Annotated in this window: 16 protein-coding genes; 8 read left to right on the top strand and 8 right to left on the bottom strand. The window is 64.2% G+C overall.

Going from position 1 to position 18,829, the window contains the following annotated elements; all coding sequences use genetic code 11:
• Positions 1-10 precede the first annotated feature (10 nt).
• The 4 genes from ACODS5_RS10355 to ACODS5_RS10340 all read left to right on the top strand — a co-directional run bounded on the left by ACODS5_RS10355 (position 11) and on the right by ACODS5_RS10340 (position 3,602).
• Positions 11-709: an ABC transporter permease gene (locus ACODS5_RS10355; RefSeq protein ID WP_489108588.1), complete on the top strand. Its 699-nt coding sequence runs from the start codon at positions 11-13 to the stop codon at positions 707-709.
• 9 nt (positions 710-718) lie between these two features.
• Positions 719-1,831, top strand: a complete 1,113-nt coding sequence (locus ACODS5_RS10350) for a succinylglutamate desuccinylase/aspartoacylase family protein (RefSeq protein ID WP_134690679.1) — start codon at positions 719-721, stop codon at positions 1,829-1,831.
• Between the two features lie 19 nt (positions 1,832-1,850).
• A complete protein-coding gene (locus tag ACODS5_RS10345) occupies positions 1,851-2,615 on the top strand; it encodes an ABC transporter ATP-binding protein (protein WP_134690678.1) in 765 nt (254 codons plus the stop codon).
• Between the two features lie 81 nt (positions 2,616-2,696).
• Positions 2,697-3,602 carry a MurR/RpiR family transcriptional regulator gene (locus tag ACODS5_RS10340; protein WP_489108587.1) on the top strand — a complete coding sequence of 302 codons (906 nt, stop codon included), beginning with the start codon at positions 2,697-2,699 and terminating at the stop codon, positions 3,600-3,602.
• A gap of 203 nt (positions 3,603-3,805) precedes the next feature.
• Here ACODS5_RS10340 and ACODS5_RS10335 read toward each other — a convergent pair whose 3' ends face one another.
• The 4 genes from ACODS5_RS10335 to ACODS5_RS10320 all read right to left on the bottom strand — a co-directional run bounded on the left by ACODS5_RS10335 (position 3,806) and on the right by ACODS5_RS10320 (position 11,676).
• The gene (locus ACODS5_RS10335) at positions 3,806-6,646 is read right to left on the bottom strand and encodes an RHS repeat-associated core domain-containing protein (RefSeq protein ID WP_489108586.1); all 2,841 of its coding nucleotides are present in this window, start codon (positions 6,644-6,646) and stop codon (positions 3,806-3,808) included.
• 200 nt (positions 6,647-6,846) lie between these two features.
• A complete protein-coding gene (gene cydB, locus ACODS5_RS10330) occupies positions 6,847-7,863 on the bottom strand; it encodes a cytochrome d ubiquinol oxidase subunit II (protein ID WP_134690672.1) in 1,017 nt (338 codons plus the stop codon).
• 14 nt (positions 7,864-7,877) lie between these two features.
• Complete coding sequence (locus ACODS5_RS10325) at positions 7,878-9,269, bottom strand: cytochrome ubiquinol oxidase subunit I (RefSeq protein WP_134690670.1); 1,392 nt, start codon at positions 9,267-9,269, stop codon at positions 7,878-7,880.
• Positions 9,270-9,351: 82 nt separating this feature from the next.
• Complete coding sequence (locus ACODS5_RS10320) at positions 9,352-11,676, bottom strand: FdhF/YdeP family oxidoreductase (protein ID WP_134690668.1); 2,325 nt, start codon at positions 11,674-11,676, stop codon at positions 9,352-9,354.
• 300 nt (positions 11,677-11,976) lie between these two features.
• Between ACODS5_RS10320 and ACODS5_RS10315 the strand changes: the two genes are divergently transcribed.
• On the top strand, positions 11,977-12,876 hold the full coding sequence (locus tag ACODS5_RS10315) for a bestrophin family protein (protein WP_134690667.1): 900 nt from the start codon (positions 11,977-11,979) through the stop codon (positions 12,874-12,876).
• A gap of 80 nt (positions 12,877-12,956) precedes the next feature.
• On the opposite strand, the gene ACODS5_RS10310 is transcribed toward ACODS5_RS10315, so the two are convergent.
• Positions 12,957-14,156: a molybdopterin molybdotransferase MoeA gene (locus ACODS5_RS10310; RefSeq protein ID WP_489108585.1), complete on the bottom strand. Its 1,200-nt coding sequence runs from the start codon at positions 14,154-14,156 to the stop codon at positions 12,957-12,959.
• Positions 14,153-14,692: a molybdenum cofactor biosynthesis protein B gene (gene moaB / locus ACODS5_RS10305; RefSeq protein ID WP_134690665.1), complete on the bottom strand. Its 540-nt coding sequence runs from the start codon at positions 14,690-14,692 to the stop codon at positions 14,153-14,155. The genes ACODS5_RS10310 and moaB overlap by 4 nt, the downstream gene beginning before the upstream one ends.
• Before the next feature lie 239 nt (positions 14,693-14,931).
• On the opposite strand from moaB, the gene ACODS5_RS10300 reads away from it, so the two are divergent.
• The 3 genes from ACODS5_RS10300 to ACODS5_RS10290 are packed head-to-tail and all read left to right on the top strand — an operon-like array spanning position 14,932 to position 16,597.
• On the top strand, positions 14,932-15,849 hold the full coding sequence (locus ACODS5_RS10300; RefSeq protein WP_489108584.1) for a LysR family transcriptional regulator: 918 nt from the start codon (positions 14,932-14,934) through the stop codon (positions 15,847-15,849).
• Positions 15,846-16,346 (top strand): cyclic pyranopterin monophosphate synthase MoaC, encoded by a 501-nt coding sequence (gene moaC / locus ACODS5_RS10295; RefSeq protein WP_489108583.1) that lies wholly within the window; start codon positions 15,846-15,848, stop codon positions 16,344-16,346. The genes ACODS5_RS10300 and moaC overlap by 4 nt, the downstream gene beginning before the upstream one ends.
• On the top strand, positions 16,346-16,597 hold the full coding sequence (locus tag ACODS5_RS10290) for a MoaD/ThiS family protein (protein WP_489108582.1): 252 nt from the start codon (positions 16,346-16,348) through the stop codon (positions 16,595-16,597). Before moaC ends, ACODS5_RS10290 begins: the two co-directional genes overlap by 1 nt.
• Here the strand turns inward: ACODS5_RS10290 and ACODS5_RS10285 are convergent.
• Together ACODS5_RS10285 and katB are read right to left on the bottom strand one after the other, a co-directional pair.
• Positions 16,594-17,124 (bottom strand): ankyrin repeat domain-containing protein, encoded by a 531-nt coding sequence (locus ACODS5_RS10285; RefSeq protein ID WP_134690658.1) that lies wholly within the window; start codon positions 17,122-17,124, stop codon positions 16,594-16,596. The genes ACODS5_RS10290 and ACODS5_RS10285 overlap by 4 nt on opposite strands.
• An 88-nt stretch (positions 17,125-17,212) precedes the next feature.
• Positions 17,213-18,751 carry a catalase KatB gene (katB, locus tag ACODS5_RS10280; protein ID WP_489108581.1) on the bottom strand — a complete coding sequence of 513 codons (1,539 nt, stop codon included), beginning with the start codon at positions 18,749-18,751 and terminating at the stop codon, positions 17,213-17,215.
• Between the last annotated feature and the right edge of the window lie 78 nt (positions 18,752-18,829).

Here is an 18,829-nt window from a genome sequence, read left to right as displayed (position 1 = left end):
GGAGCCCGCGATGATGCTCGACTACTTGCTGATCTGGCAGAACCTGCCGCTGTACCTCAATGGCATCGCCCTGACCCTCAAGGTGCTGCTGGTGTCCCTGGCCTGCGGCCTGGCCCTGGCGATCCCGCTGGCGCTGCTGCGGGTCTCGCGCAACTGCCTGCTGCGCGCGCCGGCGTGGCTCTACACCTATGTGATCCGCGGCACGCCGATGCTGGTGCAGTTGTTCCTGATCTACTACGGCCTGGCCCAGTTCGAAGCCGTGCGCCAAAGCGTGCTGTGGCCGTACCTGTCCAGCGCGACCTTCTGCACCTGCCTGGCCTTCGCCCTCAACACCAGTGCCTACAGCGCCGAGCTGCTGGCTGGCAGCCTGCGCGCCACGCCGCGCGGCGAGCTGGAGGCGGCGCGGGCGGTGGGCATGTCGCGCCTGACACTGTACCGGCGCATCCTGCTGCCCTCGGCGCTGCGCCGGGTCCTGCCGCAATACAGCAACGAGGTGCTGATGATGCTGCAGACCACCAGCCTGGCCTCGATCGTCACCCTGGTGGACATCACCGGCGCGGCCAAGACCTTCAACGCCCGTTATTACCTGCCCTTCGAGGCGTTCATCACCGCCGGGCTGATCTACCTGGCCCTGACCTTCATGCTGGTGCGCCTGTTCAAGCTGGCCGAGCGCCGCTGGCTGGCCTACCTGGCCCCGCGCAAGCACTAAGGAGCGTTCATGCAGCAAATAGACCACCTGTTGCCCTGGAGCGCCTGCGGCACCCAGCGCACCCTGCGCGTGCTGCGCTTTGGCTGCGGCCCTCGCAAGGCCTATATCCAGGCCTCGCTGCACGCCGACGAACTACCTGGCATGCGCGTGGCCATCGAGCTCAAGCGCCGGTTGCTCGAGCTCGAAGCCCAGGGCCGTCTGACCGGTACCCTCGAACTGGTGCCGCTGGCCAATCCGATCGGCATCGGCCAGATGTTCCAGGCCACCCACCAAGGGCGTTTCGAATTCAACAGCGGCAAGAACTTCAACCGCGATTTCCCGGCGCTGACCGAGGTCCTGGCAGCCCGCCTGGAGGGCCAGTTGGGCCACGATGGCGGGCACAACACCGAGGTCATCCGCCAGGCCATGCTGCAGAGCCTGGACGAGTTGCCGCCGGCCCAGTCCGAACTGGACGGTTTGCGCCGCCTGCTGCTGCGCCATGCCTGCGACGCCGATCTGGTGCTCGACCTGCACTGCGACTTCGAGTCGGTGATGCTGCTCTACGCCATGCCGCAGCACTGGCCGCGACTGCGCGGCCTGGCCGCGCGCCTGGGCGCCGAAGCCGCGCTGCTGGCCGAAGACGCCGGTGGCGATGCCTTCGATGAGGCCTGTGCGCTGCCCTGGCTGCGCCTGCGTGAGTACTTCCCCGAAGCCGAGATACCGCTGGCCTGCGTGGCCACCACCGTGGAGCTGCGCGGCATGGCCGATACCGAACGCGAGCGGTGCCAGGCCAGCGCCGAGCACATTATTGGCTACCTCGCCGAGCAAGGCCTGATCAGCGGTCGCTGGCCGGCGGCGCCCGAGCAGTGCTGCCAGGCCACGCCGTTCGCCGGCGCCCAGTATGCCTATGCCGAGCACCCCGGGGTGGTGAGCTACCTGCAACCGCTGGGTGCCCAGGTACGGGTTGGCGACCCGCTGTTCGAGGTCATCGACCCGCTCAGCGACCGCCACAGCGTGGTGCGAGCCAGCACCGACGGCGTGCTTTATGCCCGTGAGCGCCTGCGCTTCGCCCAGCCCGGCCTGTGGCTGGCCAAGGTCGCCGGTAACACCCCCATTCGCCAGGGTCGCTTGTTCAGCGACTGACAACCGTGAGTAGCCAAAGATGACCAAACTGCACGTACACGACCTGCATAAAAGCTATGGCGCGCATCAGGTGCTCAAAGGGGTTTCCCTGCAGGCCGGCGCCGGCGATGTGATCAGCATCATCGGTTCCAGCGGCTCGGGCAAGAGCACCTTCCTGCGCTGCATCAACCTGCTCGAGCAACCCAGCGCCGGGCAGATCCTGGTCAATGGCGAACAGCTCAAGCTGCGCCAATGCCCGCGCGGCGGCCTGCGCGCCGCCGACCCTCGGCAATTGCAGCGCCTGCGCGCGCGCCTGAGCATGGTGTTCCAGCATTTCAACCTGTGGTCGCACATGAGTGCCCTGGAAAACGTCATGGAGGCCCCGGTGCAGGTACTGGGTAGCAACCGCAAGGATGCCCGTGACAAGGCCGAGCATTATCTGGACAAGGTCGGCGTCGGCCATCGCCGCGACGCCTATCCAGCGCATATGTCCGGCGGCGAGCAGCAGCGCGTGGCGATCGCCCGGGCGCTGGCCATGGAGCCGGAGGTGATGCTGTTCGACGAGCCCACTTCGGCCCTCGACCCGGAACTGGTCGGCGATGTGCTCAAGGTCATGCAGGACTTGGCCCGGGAGGGCCGCACCATGGTCGTGGTCACCCACGAAATGGGCTTTGCCCGGGAAGTCTCCAACCAGTTGCTGTTCCTCCACCAGGGCGTCGTCGAGGAGCACGGCCACCCACGGGAGGTGCTGGTCCGGCCGCGGTCCGAGCGCTTGCGCCAGTTCCTCGCCGGCAGCCTCAAGTAAGGTGCGTGGCGCTGCCTGGCAGGCCGCCACGCAGCGCCTTGGGATACACTGTCGGCCATCTTTCATGGAGCTTCGCAACGGATGTCCAGCCATTCGAAGAACACCACGGTCTACACCGCGCCGGTGATGCGCAAACTGTCCGAGAGCCTGGGCAACCTGCCACCGTCGTTGCGCAAGGTCGCCGACTACATCCTGCGCCACCCGCTCAAGGCCGCGACCTTGACCATCGAGGACATGGCTCAGGCCACCGCCACCTCGCCGGCGGCGGTCAATCGCCTGGCCAAGGCCCTCGACCTGGGCGGTTACAGCGGCATGAAGGCCGAGTTGGTGGCGACCTTGCAACAAATGGTCTCGCCAGTGGACAAGCTGCGCAACGAGCTGGCCCAGCGCCCAGGCGGCGAATTTGGCCTGCACGAGCAGATCCAGAGCGCCAGCAGCAACCTGGCGACCACCGCCAGCATCAACCAGGCCGAAGCCTTCGAAGCCTTCCTCGACACCTTGATCAACGCGCGCAAGGTCTATGTACTGGGCTTTGGCAACAGCGTCTACCTGGCCGGTCTGGCGGCCTCGACCCTGGTCCCGTTCTGCCGCGACGCCTGCGCCATCAGCATGGAGGGCGGCAACGAGAATGCCGCCTACCGGCTGGCGGCGATCGGCGAGGCCGATGTGCTGCTGTCGATTGCCCTGCCGCGCTACTCCCAGGACACCTTGCAACTGTCGCGCTTTGCCACGGAGCGCAAGGCCAAGGTCCTGGCGATCACCGACTCCCCGGCATCGCCCCTGGCACCTATCGCCCATCATGTGCTGTACGCGCCTGCCGATCATCCGGTGATGACCAGTTCCAACATGGCCGTGCTGGCCTTGATCGAAGGCTTGGTCGCAGGCGTCATGGCCCGTAACAAGGAGGCGGTCAGGCTGGCAACCGAGCTCACCGAAAGCGTGATGTCGTACCTGCACGTACCCGGCGGCAAAACGGCGAGAAAGTAAGCAGGATACGCGAAGTACGTATATTGTCGTGGCCCGCGCGCATATCCGGCTCATGCGCGACGCCAGCCAGCAGCGCGCTGGCGGCCAGTGCCTAGCACCGCGTGCACCTCTGACTAACTAATGTCCTGTCTCGTCAAATGAGAACGTATTTCCGAGACGGGACACTAGCGCCTGGGTTCATCAACGACGCAGTGCTTAAGGCGTCATTTCTTGAAGAAATCCTTGTTTCCACCCAGTAGCTTTGGCCTGTTCAATGCATTTATTTCTTTAATCTGGGTAAGCGCTTCTTTTCGGGTCTCATGTGAGAATGGAGAATCTTCGATGTGCTCTTTTACTGTCGCGTTGACCTGATTGACAGTCTTGCCGACGGAGGTCCCTGCCCAGACCGCCTGAGCAACCGTAATGGGAACAGCTGCACCAGGTATGGCGACTTTAGCTGCCATCAATACGGCATTTCCGGCCAACCCCACTGAAGCGCCAACACGCACCGTAGATTTCGTGGTTTCCATCATTTTATCTGCCGCTTCTTTCAGTTCGTCCATCCCTTCTGGCGTAACTGAGGCAACGGTGCGAAAACCTTTAACGGCCTGAGTAATGCTCACTGGAATGTTGTTAGCAACGTCTGACGCATACGCCTTGGTCAATTTTGTTTTATTCAGCTCATCTATGCTGCCGGTCTGGCTGAATTCCGCCAGGGCCGAAAGATCCTCTTTGTGCCGCACCAGTGAGTCATGTGCGGGCAACTCACCTTTGGCCAAATTTTTCGCAACCTCACCTCGGCCGGAAAGATTCTCTTTTACTTGGCCAAGGACAGTACGCTCATTCTGCCGCTTAGTTTGTGCCTTGTTAAATTCATGAATTCTTTGATTGCCAAACGTGTTGGTGGAGGACTGGACGGGTTCAGCTCGGGTTTGTGATTGCTTGTAGCCTTCATAGGCCAGCATGCCGACAGCCGCGGTTCCACTGGCTGCAGCCCGCCACATGAATCCATCATTATCATATCCAGACACGGGGTTATTCCTGACCATACGATAGAGGTTGAGCCCGTCTACGGTCCCTGCTGGGTCCGCACTGAGCCAACGCCCCGCCCAATGTTGGTAGTAGCGGTAACCGTAATAATAAAGCCCGCTTGCATCCTGTTCCTTGCCGGAGTAGCGCAGTGTCTTGTAGCTTGCCTCGACCTCACTGCGCGTGGCCCACACAGCGGTACCGCCATAGGGGAAATATTCCTCCTGACTGATCACCTGACCGTGTTCATCCAGCTCCAACGCGCTACTGCCCAACAGATCATCGAAGCTGTAGCGCGCCTGATCGTTGACAACGCCCTCTGGCTTGCCCCATGTCCAATGCAGCACCCTCACCTGCGCCCTGCCCGGCTGACCCACCGTGATTACCTGCAGGTTCTCAACGGGCTTGTCGTCACTGGTCGTGGCGTGCAGCTCCAGCCCCTCAAGGTAGAGCGTTCGCCGGGTTCGTTGGCCACTCGCGTTACTGTGCACGCTCACCTTGCTGATGCGTTGATTGTCACGGGTATAGCGATAGCTCTCGGCGTCATCGACACCCTCCTCACGGCGTATGGGCGTCACCTGCAACAAGGTCTGGCGTGGCGTCCAACGCAGCGTCTGGCCTGGCTGCAGCACGCATTGCTGGCCACCCGGCAGGAACAAGCCGTTCACCAGGGCCGGGTCTTCGGTCAACGCGCTGATGACGGCTCGGTTGCTGCTATCGCTGACGGTGAGGTCGAGGGTGTAACCATCACCGACTGCCGGGTTATGCCTAATTCGCGTCAGATTGCCTGCATTGTCGTAGTGGTAGCTACGTTCGTAACCGGTGTAGGCGCTACTGTCGGTGGGAATGGGCACGGTCGCCGGAGGCAGGGTGACGCCTTGCATGCCACGGCCAGCCATTTCCCGACCTTTGGCCCAGACCAGTTGATAGAGACTGTCGTAGCGATACAGTCGCTCGGGGAGCAGTTTCTGGTTATGCCAGAAGCGTGCGTGTTGCGCAGCGTCGCTGATGTTAAGCACGTTGCCAACTGGATCGTAAACGTAATGCAGTTCCTGCAGCACCTTGGCCCGCGCAGCCAGGCGTTCGCTGCGGATCGCGACCAGGCGTTGCGTGCGCGGTTGGTAGGCATAGGTCGTGGCCACGCCATTGCCATGCAGCTCGCGCATCTTTTGCCCAGCGGCGCTGTAGCTCACGGATTTCACGATGGCCTGCGCTGCCCCACCTTTGACGGTCAGCCAGCTTTGCGCTAGCTGGCCTGCCACGTTGTAGCGCAAGTGTTGGCGATGCCCAGCGGCATCGATGCTGCCCAGCGCCACGCCGGTGGCGTCGGTTTCGCTGAGCGTGGTGTAGGTGTCGGGGGCCAGCAGGGTCTCCCAGGCGGTACTGTCTCGCCCTTGCCAGTCGGCCACGGTGTCGGCGTTGTCGCCATCCTTCAGCAACCGTCGGCTCAGCGACAGTACAGCCCCTGTCAGTGCCACGTTGTCGAGGGTTTCCAACCCCGCCGTATCGTAGCGGCTGACGGGAAGGCCAGCGACATTGCGGTTCTTGTGCGTCTCGCTGTTGTTGGCGTAGAGCACGCGCTCGGTAATACGCGCTGGCGCGGCGGCGATCTGCTCCTGGATGGCGATGAGTCGACCAGCCTGTGCTGGCGGCTCGTACTCGAATGTCCGGTTGACCGCCTGGGCGCGATCATCCAGGGTCAGTGCCTCGTCGCCGCCTATATTGCTTACCTCGAACAACGGCCGGCCCGCCGTGTCAGTCAAGGCCAGCGTGGTGCCTGCGTCGACGCTTTGGCGGCGCAGGTCGTTACCTTGCAGGTCGGTGGTGTGAATGAAATTGCTCAGGCCTTTGTCGTGCAGACGTGGATCGGCACTGCTGCGCAGAAAACCTCGGGCGTCGCTGCTCTCACGCGTGATACGCGCCTGGCCTGCCAGCGGGGTATCGGGGTGGCGATGGAAAGTGATGTGCCGAACAGGCAGGCCACGGTTGTCCGACACGGTGACTGACGGTGTGTTGTGGAAGACCTGTGCGCTCACGGCTTTCTCCCTGCTGATCTCAGCTTGGCCAGGTAGCAAAGACTATAGATCAGGCCTTTCGGCTCAGGGTGGCAGAGCATCACGCAATGGCGAAGAGGTGGCCATGATCACGAGGAGTACATAAGTACTCCTTGCAATCAAACCGCACTTTGCGCGCACAAAAGAGGGCCGCATCGCGGCCCTCTCGCTGATATCGACACTCAGTGGTAAGCGTCCCCCGGCAACACCTTGCCGCGGAACACGTGGTAGCTCCAGAAGGTGTAGGCCAGGATGATCGGGATGATGAACAGCGCACCGATCAGCGCGAACAGCTGGCTGGTCAGCGGCGCCGCCGCCTGCCACAGGGTCAGCGCCGGTGGCACGATATTCGGCCAGATGCTGATCGCCAGCCCCAGGTAGCCCAGGAACACCAACCCGACCACGGCCATGAACGGCAAGTGCGAGTGACGCTTGCGCAGCGCTTTCTGGATCATCACCACCGCCACCACGGCCAGTACCGCGATCAACGCCGAGCGCAGCCAGTGGCTGGCACCGAACCAGCGCTGGGCGATGTCGTCATGCAGCCAGGCGGTCCAGGCGCAGATCACCACGATCACCGCGGCCAGGGCGTAGGTCAGCGGCCGGCTGTAATGGCGCATGCGCGCCTCGAGCATGCCATCGGTCTTGATCAGCAGCCAGGTGCTGCCCAGCAGCGCATAGGTGAGCAGCAGGCCGACACCGCAGAACAGCGGGAACGGTGCCAGCCAGTCCCAGCCGGAGCCGGCGAACTGGCGGTCGAGCACCGGGATGCCGGAGATGTAGGTGCCGATGGCCACGCCCTGGAAGAAGGTCGCCAGCACCGAGCCGCCGATGAACGCCTTGTCCCACCAGTGGCGCTTGTGCGCCTCGGCCTTGAAGCGGAACTCGAAGGCCACGCCGCGGAAGATCAGCCCGGCCAGCACCAGCACCAAGGGCAGGTACAGCGCCTCGAGGATCACCGAGTAGGCCAGCGGGAAGGCACCATACAGCGCCGCCGCGCCGAGCACCGCCCAGGTTTCGTTGCCGTCCCACACCGGGGCCACGGTGTTCATCATCACGTCGCGCTCGCGCGAGTCGCTGATCAGTGGGAAGAGAATCCCCAGGCCCAGGTCGAAACCGTCCATGATCACGTACATCATCAGGCCGAAGGCGATGATCACGCCCCAGATGATCGACAGGTCGATACCTTGAATCGTCATTGTTCAGCTCCTTCTCAGTCGGCGACGGACAGCGGGCGACGCGCGGTGGCCAGCGATTCCGGTTGTTCGGGGCTCGGCAGTTGCTCGTGCGCGACCGGGCCCTTGCGCACCAGGCGCATCATGTAGCCGATCCCCACGGTGAATACCGAGAAGTAGATGAGCACGAACAGCGCCAGGGTCAGGCTCATCTGCGCGGCGCTGTGGTTGGACGCGGCGTTGGTGGTGCGCAACATGCCGTAGACCACCCAGGGCTGGCGGCCCACTTCGGTGGTGAACCAGCCGGCCAGCAAGGCGATCAGCCCCGACGGCCCCATCAGCAGGGCGAACCAGAGGAACAGGCGATTGCGATACAGCGCGCCGTTGCGGCGCAGCACCAGGGCCAGCAGCGCACAGGCGAGCATCAGCATGCCCAGCCCGGCCATCACCCGGAAGCTCCAGAACACGATGGTCGAATTGGGCCGGTCTTCCTTGGCGAAGCTCTTGAGCGCCGGGATCTGCTTGTCCAGGCTATGGGTCAGGATCAGGCTGCCCAGGTATGGCACCTCGAGGCTGTAGCGGGTGGTCTCGGCGGCCATGTCCGGCAGGCCGAACAGCACCAGCGGCGACGCCTCGCCCGGTTTGTTCTCCCAGTGCCCTTCGATGGCGGCGATCTTCGCCGGCTGGTGCTCCAGGGTATTCAGGCCGTGGGCATCGCCGACCACCACCTGTACCGGGGTAGCGACCAGGATCATCCACATGCCCATCGACAGCATCTTGCGGATCTGCGGCGTGTTGCGCCCGCGCAGCAGGTGCCAGGCGGCGGAGGCCGAGACGAAGAACGCGGTGGAGAGGAACGCGGCCAGCGCCATATGGGCCAGGCGGTACGGGAACGACGGGTTGAAGACGATCTTGAACCAGTCCAGCGGCACCACCCGGCCATCGACGATCTCGATGCCCTGCGGGGTTTGCATCCAGCTGTTCGAGGACAGGATCCAGAACATCGAGATCAGCGTGCCGATAGCCACCATCACCGTGGCGAAGAAGTGCAGCTTGCGCCCGACACGGTCCCAGCCGAACAGCATCACGCCGAGGAAACCGGCCTCGAGGAAGAACGCGGTGAGCACCTCGTAGGTGAGCAGCGGCCCGGTGACGCTGCCGGCGAAGTCGGAGAAACGCGCCCAGTTGGTGCCGAACTCGTACGCCATGACCAGGCCCGAGACCACGCCCATGCCGAAGTTGACGGCGAAGATCTTCGACCAGAACTTGTACAGGTCCTTGTATACCGCATTGTGGGTTTTCAGCCAGCAACCTTCGAGCACGGCCAGGAAACTGGCCAGGCCGATGGTGATGGCCGGGAAAATGATGTGAAACGAGACCGTGAAGGCGAATTGAAGCCGCGCCAGGTCCAGCGCACCCAGATTCGACATGACAATATCCTTGTGGACAGGCGGCGCCCACGGGCGAGTTAAGCCCGGGGAGCCGCAGTCGATGAATGAAGGAAGTGAAGGCTCAGCCGGCGACGGCGTGGATCAGGCCGTCGGCTTGCGCCTTGGCCAGCTTGATCGCGACGAACTTGGAGGTCGGCGTGAAGGTGCGATCGCCGTAGCTTTCCAGCGGCACCAGCGGGTTGGTCTCCGGGTAGTAGGCCGCGGCCTGGCCCTCGGGAATGTCGTAGGCCACCAGGGTGAAGCCATTGACCCGGCGCTCCAGACCGTCTTCCCACAGCGACACCAGATCGACCTTTTCGCCTGGCTCGAAGCCCAGGCGGCGGATGTCCGCTTCGTTGGCGAACACCACTTCGCGCAGGCCGAACACCCCGCGGTAACGGTCGTCCAGGCCATACAAGGTGGTGTTGTACTGGTCGTGTGAGCGCAGGGTCTGCAGGATCAGGTCCGGCTTGTCGCCACGGGCCAGCACCGCCTCGTTTACCAGTTGCGCTGGCAGTTCAGTGGCGCTGAACTGGGCCTTGCCACTGGCGGTGTTCCACTCGCGCTCGGCGGCGGCGTTGCCCAAGTGGAAACCACCCGGGTGCTGCAAGCGGGTATTGAAGTCGGTGAAACCGGGGATAGTGTCGGCGATCAGGTCGCGGATACGCGCGTAGTCGGCCACGGTCCAGTCCCAGTCGATCGGCCGGTCGCCGAGGGTGGCCTTGGCCATGCCGGCGATGATCGCAGGTTCCGAGCGCAACAGCGGCGAGCGTGGTTTCAGCTGGCCGTGGGAAATGTGCACCATGCTGAAGGTATCTTCCACGGTGATGCCTTGCGGGCCTTCGGCCTGCAGGTCGATCTCGGTGCGGCCCAGGCAAGGCAGGATCAAGGCGTCGCGGCCGGTGACCAGGTGCGAGCGGTTGAGCTTGGTGGAGATGTGCACGGTCAGCTCGCAGTTGCGCAGCGCCGCATGGGTACGCGGGGTGTCCGGGGTGGCCTGGGCAAAGTTGCCGCCCAGGGCGATGAACACCTTGGCGCGCTTTTCTTCCATGGCCTGGATCGCCAGCACGGCGTTGTGGCCGTGGCCGCGCGGTGCGTCGATGGCGAAGCGCTTCTCGAGGTTGTCCAGCAACCAGGCAGGCGGCTTCTCGTCGATGCCCATGGTGCGATCGCCCTGCACGTTACTGTGGCCACGCACCGGCGACAGGCCGGCGCCAGGTCGGCCGACGTTGCCGCGCAGCAGTTGCAGGTTGACGATTTCCTGCACGGTCGGCACCGAATGGCGATGCTGGGTGACGCCCATGGCCCAGCACATGATCACCCGTTCGGCCTTGCGGTACATGCGCGCGGCCAGCTCGATCTCGGCCAGGCTCAGCCCGGACTGCTCGACGATATGTTCCCATGAGGTAGCGTCGACCTGGGCCAGGTAGGCGTCCATCCCGCTGGTGTGGGCCTTGATGAAGGCATGGTCGAACACCGCCGGCATGCCGTTGGCCTGGGCTTCGCGCTCCCACTGCAAGAGGAACTTGGCCATGCCGCGCAGCACTGCCATGTCGCCGCCCAGGGCCGGGCGGAAGTACGCGGTATTGGTGGGTTCGGAGCCGTTGCTGAGCATCTCGAACGGGTGTTGCGGGTGCTGGAAGCGCTCCAGGCCGCGCTCCTTGAGCGGGTTGAAACAGATCACCTGGGCGCCCCGCTCCACCGCTTCGCGCAGCGGTTCGAGCATGCGCGGGTGGTTGGTGCCGGGGTTCTGGCCGATGACGAAGATCGCGTCGGCTTCTTCCAGGTCATGGAACACCACGGTGCCTTTGCCCACGCCCAGGGTATCGCCCATGCCCAGGCCGCTGGCTTCGTGGCACATGTTCGAGCAGTCGGGGAAGTTGTTGGTGCCGAAGCTGCGCACGAACAGCTGGTACAGGTAGGCCGCCTCGTTGCTAGCTCGGCCAGAGGTGTAGAACTCGGCCTGGTCGGGCGAAGCCAGGCCGTTGAGGTGGCGGGCCACCAGGGCGAAGGCTTCGTCCCAGCTGATCTCGACATAGTGGTCGGTGCTGGCGTCGTAGCGCATCGGATGGGTCAGGCGGCCCTGGTATTCGAGCCAGTAGTCGCTTTGTTCGAGCAAGGCGCTGACGCTGTAACGGGCGAAGAAATCCGGGTCGACCGAACGACCGGTGGCTTCCCAGTTGACCGCCTTGGCGCCGTTTTCGCAGAACTTGACCATGCCGTTTTCGGGCGACTCGCCCCAGGCGCAGCCGGGGCAGTCGAAACCGCTGTTCTGGTTGGTCTTGAGCATCGCACGGACGTTCTTGACCGCATTCTCGCTGCCCAGCCAGGCCTTGGTCACGCTCATCAGCGCGCCCCAGCCGGCCGCCGGACCATTGTAACTTTTGATATGTTCTTCTTCGCTCATCAGGATCACCCTTGATCGATTCACGCGGGAGGGCCAGTTTGAAGTTTCACCGCATTCAACTAACTGGAACTTCGACACTGTCGACCGCTGCAGGCTATTTTTGCCAGGCGCAGGCGTCAAATCAAAAGTAATGACAGGTTGATCAGTATGCTCTATCACTGCGCAGTGATAGAGCGCGCCGATCAAACGGTCATTAATTGCAATTGGACGCTGCACTCTTATCTCTCTAGGCTAGGGTCGCGTTTATGGCGCCTGAACTTATCAACTTTCAGGTTTATATATGAACGTGCGGGTACTTCCATGATCGTCCACGCCAAACCCAACCTGCTCAATGTCCTCATTACCCTCAAGGGCTCGATTGCCCGGCGCATCGTCCGCCGCACCCTGATGGTCAGCGCCCTGGCCTCGTTGATCGTCCTGGTCGAAACCCTGCATCCAGCGTTCTATGCCAAGGTCAGCGCCACGCCGTTTACCCTGCTGGGGCTGTCGCTGTCGATCTTCATGAGCTTTCGCAACAACGCCTGTTACGACCGCTGGTGGGAGGGTCGCAAGGCCTGGGGCCAGGTGGTTATCGAAGTGCGTTCGTTCATCCGTGCCAGTTGCGTGGTCGCCGATGCCCACCAACGCCGGCAACTGTTGCAGGGCTTGTGCGGCTATGCCCATGCGCTCAATGCGCGGTTGCGCGGCGAGGATGAGTACAAGGCTGCGGCGGCCTGGGTTGCCGACGCCGCCAGCCTGCCGCCACACAACCTCAGTGATGGCATCCTGCAGGCGCTGGGCGCGCGTATTTCACGCCTGGCGCTAGAGGGGCAGATCAGCGAGTGGCGCTACATGACCCTGGAGCAGCGGCTCAAGGGCTTGTCCGAGGCCCAGGCGGCCTGCGAGCGGATCAAGGCCACGCCGTTGCCATTCCCCTATACCTTGCTGCTGCATCGCACCATCTACCTGTTCTGCGTGTTGTTGCCGTTCGCCATGGCCGAGCCGCTGGGCTGGTTGGCGCCGTTGTTCACGGCCATCGTCAGCTATACGTTCTTTGGCCTGGATGCGATCAGCGACGAGCTGGAGGAACCGTTCGGCCGGGATGAGAACGACTTGCCGCTGGATGCCATCGTGCGCACGGTGGAGCGCGATGTACTGAGCGCCCTGGGCAGCACCGAGCTACCGCCGTTGTTGCAGCCGGTTGATCATGTGTTGAGTTGAGTGCGCCTTGCGGCAAACCGTAGGAGCCAGCTTGCTGGCGAACCAGGCAACGCGCTGTCGGTTCGCCAGCAAGCTGGCTCCTACAAGCCCAGCCCATCAAACCCGATGAAATCCAGGATATCCCCCGCCGCGAAAGTCTCCCCCGCCGGCACCTCCAGCAAGCCATCGGCCTGCACCGCGCTGAGCAAGGTCGCCGAGCTCTGGTTCTCCAGCAACCGCGCCCGCCCGCCTTCGAGCCTGACCCGCAGGTATTCCTGGCGCTTGCCGGCCTTGGGCCAGGCAAAGCCGGCGACCACTGGCACGCGTGGCGGCGCCACCCGGGCAACGCCCATGCGCGCCAGTAAATACGGCCTTGCCAGCAACAGGAAGGTCACCAATGCCGACCCCGGATTGCCCGGCAGGCCGAGCAACGGCACGCTGCCCAACTGGGCAAAGGTGAACGGCTTGCCCGGCTTGATCGCCAGCTTCCACAGCTTCACCTCGCCAGTTTCACGCAGCAGCGCGCCGATACAATCGGCATCGCCCACCGACACCCCGGCGCTGCTGATGATCAGTTCGCAGTCCCTGGCCCCGGCCAGTACCGCGCGTACCTGCCGCGCATCGTCCGCGACCCGCCCCAGGTCCACCACCTCGCAACCCAGGCGTTCGAGCAAGGTGGCCAGCAGCACGCGGTTGCTGTCGAAAATCTGCCCTGGCTGCAGCACCGCGCCCGCTTGCGCCAGTTCGTCGCCGCTGGAAAGCAGCGCGACCCTGGGCCGGCGCAGCACCATGACCTGCGCGATGCCCTGGGCCGCCAACACCCCCAGGGCGACCGGCCGCAACAGCGTGCCCGCCGCCAGCAAAGGGGCGCCAGCGCGGATTTCGTTGCCCTGCCGGCGAATATTGTCGCCTCGGCGCAGCGCCGTCAGCGAAACTACCCGTCCTTGTTCATCGACCGAGCAGTTTTCCTGCAACTGCACGCAATCTGCACCGGCAGGCACCGGCGCGCCGGTAAAAACCCGGGCGCAACTACCCGCCCGCAGCGGCGCGGGGGCCTGGCCGGCGAATACCTGCTGGGAGACCGGCAAGGGCCCGGCGGCCAGATCGTCCAGGCGCAAGGCGTAGCCGTCCATGGCGCTGTTGTCCCAGGGCGGCAAGTCGAGCGCGGCCTGCAGGTCCTCGGCCAGCACACGCCCGTCAGCGTCGCCCACGGCGACCGACTCACGGGCAGTGAACGGCGCTGCGCGAGCCAGCCCGAGCAACTCGGCCAAGGCCTGCTCGACGCTCATCAGCGCGCTCATGAGCGCGGCCCGCAGAGGCTTGCGGCTTTCAGGTGGGGCACGAAGTTGCAGGGCCGGTGGCGGGCGTCGAGCTGCTCCACCAGGATGCCCTCCCAGGCGGTGCGGCATGCCCCGGTCGAACCCGGCAGGCAGCATACCAGGGTGCCGTTGGCCAGCCCGGCCAGGGCCCGACTCTGCACCGTCGAGGTGCCGATATCGAGGATCGACAGCGCGCGGAACAGCTCGCCGAAACCCTCGACCTGCTTGTCCAGCAGGCAGGTCACCGCTTCGGGAGTGCTGTCGCGCCCGGTAAAGCCGGTGCCACCGGTGATCAGCACCACCTGCACGCCTTCGTCGGCGATCCAGTTGGCCACCTGGGCACGGATCCGGTACAGGTCGTCCTTGAGCAACACCCGCGCCACCAGGCGATGGCCCATGTCCACCGCGCGGCTGGCCAGCAGTTCGCCGGAAGTGTCGGTTTCGAAAGTACGGGTATCGCTGACAGTCAATACGGCGATATTCAACGGAACAAATACGGCATCAGGTTTTACGCTCATGGCTAACCACACAGTGCTGGCGAATAATTCACTGAAACTAGAGCGGCTATTAACAGGCGTCCAATCGATAATATGTACCGGTCCATCAACAGGCTCTATCAAGGCTCATCATCAATCACCTCTATCAGTTCTTCGTTATTTCTCATTGGACGCTCTGGGCGCTTCACTTTACTTTCCATCGCCTTGAAACATGGTCGGCAACGCCATGTCCCGATTGCAACTTACCGGCAAGGCGTCACATGGATATCAAACAACTCAAGTTCCTGATCGCCCTGGACCAGACCCGGCACTTCGGCCAGGCCGCCGCGCTGTGCCATATCACCCAGCCAACGCTGTCGATGCGCCTGCGCAACCTGGAAGACGAACTCGGGCTGGTGCTGGTGACCCGTGGCCAGCGGTTCGAGGGATTTACCGAGGCCGGCGAACGTATCCTGGCCTGGACCCGCACCTTGCTGGCGGCCTATGACGGCCTGCTCGCCGAGGCCGCCAGTTGCCGTGGGCGCCTGGTCGGCAGCTTGCGCATCGGCATGGTGCCGCTGTCGAGCTTCAACCTGATGGGCCTGCTCAAGCCGTTGATCGAGTGCTACCCGCAATTGCAGGTCCAGCTGACCTCGTTGAGCTCCGAACAGGTGACCGATGGCCTGAGCCGTAACCAGCTGGACCTGGGCATCTGCTACCTCGACCGGATCAACCGCAACTACTTCGACGTCATCGAGTTGGGCGCCACGCGCATGGGCCTGCTCTACGACACCCGGCACTTTCGCTTCAGCTCGCCGAGCCTGGCCTGGGAAGCGTTGGAGCAACTGCCGCTGGGGCTGTTGTCCCAGGGCATGCACTACCGTCAATCGATCGACCTGAGCTTTCGCAGCCGTGGCCTGCACCCGCAATCGATCCTCGAGAGCGACTCGACCTACCAACTGATCCAGGGCGTCAGTGCCGGCCTGTGCTGCGCGATCATGCCCCTGGACCACGGCCTGGAAGGCCTGAGCGAGCATATTCGCATTTTGCCGATCAACGCTGCCGCCATCCATGCGCCGGTAGGCCTGTTGCTGCGCCGCAGCGAACCGCGCTCGGCCCTGGCCCAGCAGTGCTTCGCCGAGGCCCGCGCCCTGCTGTGCCCGGACCTCGCCCCCAGCCATACCCTGGAGACCCCATGAACGACACCCCTGCCCCAGCCAGCCCGCTGACCCACCTGGACAATCACGGCCACGCACACATGGTCGATGTCACCGACAAGGCCGACACCCGCCGCGAGGCCGTGGCCGAAGCCTGGGTGCGGATGAAGCCCGAGACCCTGGCCCTGATCAGTGCCGGCGGCCACCCCAAGGGGGATGTCTTCGCGGTGGCGCGCATCGCCGGGATCATGGCCGCCAAGCGCACCCACGAGCTGATCCCGCTGTGCCACCCGCTGCTGCTGACTGCGGTGACTGTCGAGCTCAAGGCGGTGGCGCCGGACTCGGTGCGGATCATCTCCACCTGCACCCTCAAGGGGGCTACCGGGGTCGAGATGGAGGCCTTGACCGCCGCCAGCGTGGCGGCGCTGACCCTGTACGACATGTGCAAGGCGGCGGACCGCAGCCTGCAGATCGACTGGCTGCGCCTGCTGCGCAAGTCGGGTGGGCGCTCGGGTTTGTACCAGCTGGAGGACGCCTGATGATCCGGGTGAACTACTTTGCCCGCTACCGCGAGTTGCTGGGCAGCGACGGCGAGGAGCTGCCCTGGGCGCCGGCCCTGGCCACCTTGCGCGACCTGCGCCAGATGCTGGTCGCGCGTGGCGAACCGTGGGCGGCAACCTTGGGCCAGGCCAACCTGATGAGTGCCCGCAACCAGGACCTGTGCAGCCTGGACGAGCCCTTGGTCGATGGCGACGACATTGCCTTTTTCCCACCGGTCACCGGCGGCTAGCGAGCCCCGTTGAGCTCGCCCCGGCGCAGGCTGTCGACGCTGTTGCCCAGGGCATCGCGGGCGTGCGGGTCGGCGCCACGGGCGGTCAGCGCCTGGAGCAGGTCGTCGCGCTTGAACAGCGCCGCGTACATGGCGGCGGTCTGCCCGCTGGCGTTGCGCTGGTCGGGGCTGCATGGGGCCTCGAGCAGGCGCCGGGCAATGCGCAGTTCGCCCTTGAAGATCGCCCCCATCAGCGCGGTGTTGCCGCGCAGGTCCTGGGCGCACGGATCGGCGCCAGCCTCCAGCAGTTGCTCCAGCGCTGCGCCCTGGCCATGGTAGGCGGCGAGGATCAGCCCGGTGTAGCCCTTGGCATCCTGCACGTCAAGGTTATAACCGGCCTGGATGAATTGCCCGAGCACGGCCTGGTCGCCCTGGCGTGCCGCCTCGAAGTAGTAGTCGCGCAGGCGTTGCTCGACCTGCGCGGCGTCCTCGGCCTGGGCCGTGGCGCCGAGCAAGGCGAACACGGCCGCGAGTATCCATTTGTACATGGCAGCCTCCTGGGTAGGAGCCAGCCTTGCTGGCGAACCAGGCAACCTGCAACCTGGCACCGACACAGCCGGCTCCTGCATGACAAGGTCAGTCCTGCAGCTTCGCCGCCAACTGCTGAACACGCTGCAGATCGGCCTTGGCCACCTTGGCCAAGCCTGTACCGTAGTCGGCATCGGCCTTGTAGAAGAACGACAGCATGATGTAGCGGCTCTGCTCGTCGGTGATCGCCAGTGCCCCACCGAGGCTGTTGATCAGGTCGGTCTGCTCCTTCTTGCTGTACGAGCGGAACAGCTCGCCGGTCTGCTTGAAGTTCTGCTCGCGCTGGATCTTGGCCTGTTGGGTGGTGCCGCTCAGCGGCGCCTGCGAGTAACGCGCGCTGGCCTGCTCTTCACGCGGCTGCAGGCGGCTCGGCTGGTAGTTGACGCCGCTGTTGGTGTGGCCGTTGTTCGCCGCGCCATCCTGGTTGATGGTGTTCACCTCGTTGCGCGGACGGTTCACCGGCAGGCCCAGGCCGTTGGCGCCAACCCGGTACATCTGGGTGTCGGCATAGGCGAACAGCCGACCTTGCAGCAGGCGGTCCTCGGAAGGCTCGATGCCCGGCACCAGGTTCGACGGCGCCATGGCCACCTGCTCGGTTTCCTGGAAGAAGTTGTCGACGTTGCGGTCCAAGACCATCTGGCCGATCTTGCGCTCCGGCACGTTGGGCCAGATCTTGGTGGCATCCAGTGGGTCGAAGTCGAAGCTGGCCAGTTGCTCAGGCTTGAGTACCTGGATGTACAGGTCCCATTTCGGGAAGTTGCCCTTGTTGATGGCCGTGACCAGGTCGTGGGTCATGTGGCTGTAGTCGCGGCCCTGGACCTGCTCGACCTGTTTCGGGTCGAGGTTCTTCTGCCCTTGCAGGCTCTTCCAGTGGAACTTCACGTAGTGCACCTGGCCCTTGGCGTTGACCAGCTTGTAGGCATGCACGCTATTGCCGTCCATCTCGCGGTAGCTGGCCGGGGTGCCCTCGTTGGAGTACAGCAGGGTCAGGGTGCGGGTGGCCTCAGGTACATGAGAGAAGAAGTCGAAGCGCCGCGCGTCGTCGTCGAGGTTGCTGCGCGGGTCGGGCTTGAAGGCGTGGACCATGTCCGGGAACTTGATGGCGTCGCGGATGAAGAAGGTCGGGAAGTTGTTGCCCACCAGGTCCCAGTTGCCGTCGGCGGTGTAGAACTTGGTGGCGAAGCCGCGTGGGTCACGCAGGGTTTCCGGCGAGTGGTTGCCATGCACCACGGCCGAGAAACGCACGAACACCGGGGTCTTTTCGCCAGGGCGGAACACCTTGGCCATGCTCAGCTCGCTGATGTCGGCGCTGGCGGTGAACTGGCCGTGGGCGCCGGTGCCGCGGGCATGCACCACGCGCTCGGGAATGCGCTCACGGTCGAAGCGCTGCAGCTTTTGCAGCAACTGCACGTCCTGCAGCAACACCGAACCGTTGGGGCCGGCGGTCTGCGAGTTCTGGTTGTCGCCCACTGGCGCGCCGTTGTCACGGGTCAGCGTTGCGGCCTGCACCGACAGCGACAGCAGGCTGGCGGCCAGGGCGCTGGCCACCAGCAGACGGCCAGGCTGGAACGTTTTGAACGGGATCATGATGTACTCCTAAAGGCTCTATACAGGCGTCTTGATGCGCCTGGAAAAGGTTAAGGAGGCTGCGCCCGATCGCTAAAT

The organism is Pseudomonas sp. FG47 (assembly GCF_057809115.1).
This window is presented reverse-complemented; position numbering and strand designations above follow the sequence as displayed.

Excerpts from the sequence above, each read along its gene's own strand:
- ACODS5_RS10350 (WP_134690679.1), top strand. The coding sequence starts at position 719 with ATGCAGCAAATAGACCACCTGTTGCCCTGGAGCGCCTGCGGCACCCAG.
- cydB (WP_134690672.1), bottom strand. The coding sequence starts at position 7,863 with ATGACGATTCAAGGTATCGACCTGTCGATCATCTGGGGCGTGATCATC.
- ACODS5_RS10320 (WP_134690668.1), bottom strand. The coding sequence starts at position 11,676 with ATGAGCGAAGAAGAACATATCAAAAGTTACAATGGTCCGGCGGCCGGC.
- ACODS5_RS10355 (WP_489108588.1), top strand. The coding sequence starts at position 11 with ATGATGCTCGACTACTTGCTGATCTGGCAGAACCTGCCGCTGTACCTC.
- ACODS5_RS10285 (WP_134690658.1), bottom strand. The coding sequence starts at position 17,124 with ATGTACAAATGGATACTCGCGGCCGTGTTCGCCTTGCTCGGCGCCACG.
- ACODS5_RS10315 (WP_134690667.1), top strand. The coding sequence starts at position 11,977 with ATGATCGTCCACGCCAAACCCAACCTGCTCAATGTCCTCATTACCCTC.
- ACODS5_RS10290 (WP_489108582.1), top strand. The coding sequence starts at position 16,346 with ATGATCCGGGTGAACTACTTTGCCCGCTACCGCGAGTTGCTGGGCAGC.
- ACODS5_RS10340 (WP_489108587.1), top strand. The coding sequence starts at position 2,697 with ATGTCCAGCCATTCGAAGAACACCACGGTCTACACCGCGCCGGTGATG.
- ACODS5_RS10345 (WP_134690678.1), top strand. The coding sequence starts at position 1,851 with ATGACCAAACTGCACGTACACGACCTGCATAAAAGCTATGGCGCGCAT.
- ACODS5_RS10300 (WP_489108584.1), top strand. The coding sequence starts at position 14,932 with ATGGATATCAAACAACTCAAGTTCCTGATCGCCCTGGACCAGACCCGG.
- moaC (WP_489108583.1), top strand. The coding sequence starts at position 15,846 with ATGAACGACACCCCTGCCCCAGCCAGCCCGCTGACCCACCTGGACAAT.
- ACODS5_RS10310 (WP_489108585.1), bottom strand. The coding sequence starts at position 14,156 with ATGAGCGCGCTGATGAGCGTCGAGCAGGCCTTGGCCGAGTTGCTCGGG.
- moaB (WP_134690665.1), bottom strand. The coding sequence starts at position 14,692 with ATGAGCGTAAAACCTGATGCCGTATTTGTTCCGTTGAATATCGCCGTA.
- katB (WP_489108581.1), bottom strand. The coding sequence starts at position 18,751 with ATGATCCCGTTCAAAACGTTCCAGCCTGGCCGTCTGCTGGTGGCCAGC.
- ACODS5_RS10325 (WP_134690670.1), bottom strand. The coding sequence starts at position 9,269 with ATGTCGAATCTGGGTGCGCTGGACCTGGCGCGGCTTCAATTCGCCTTC.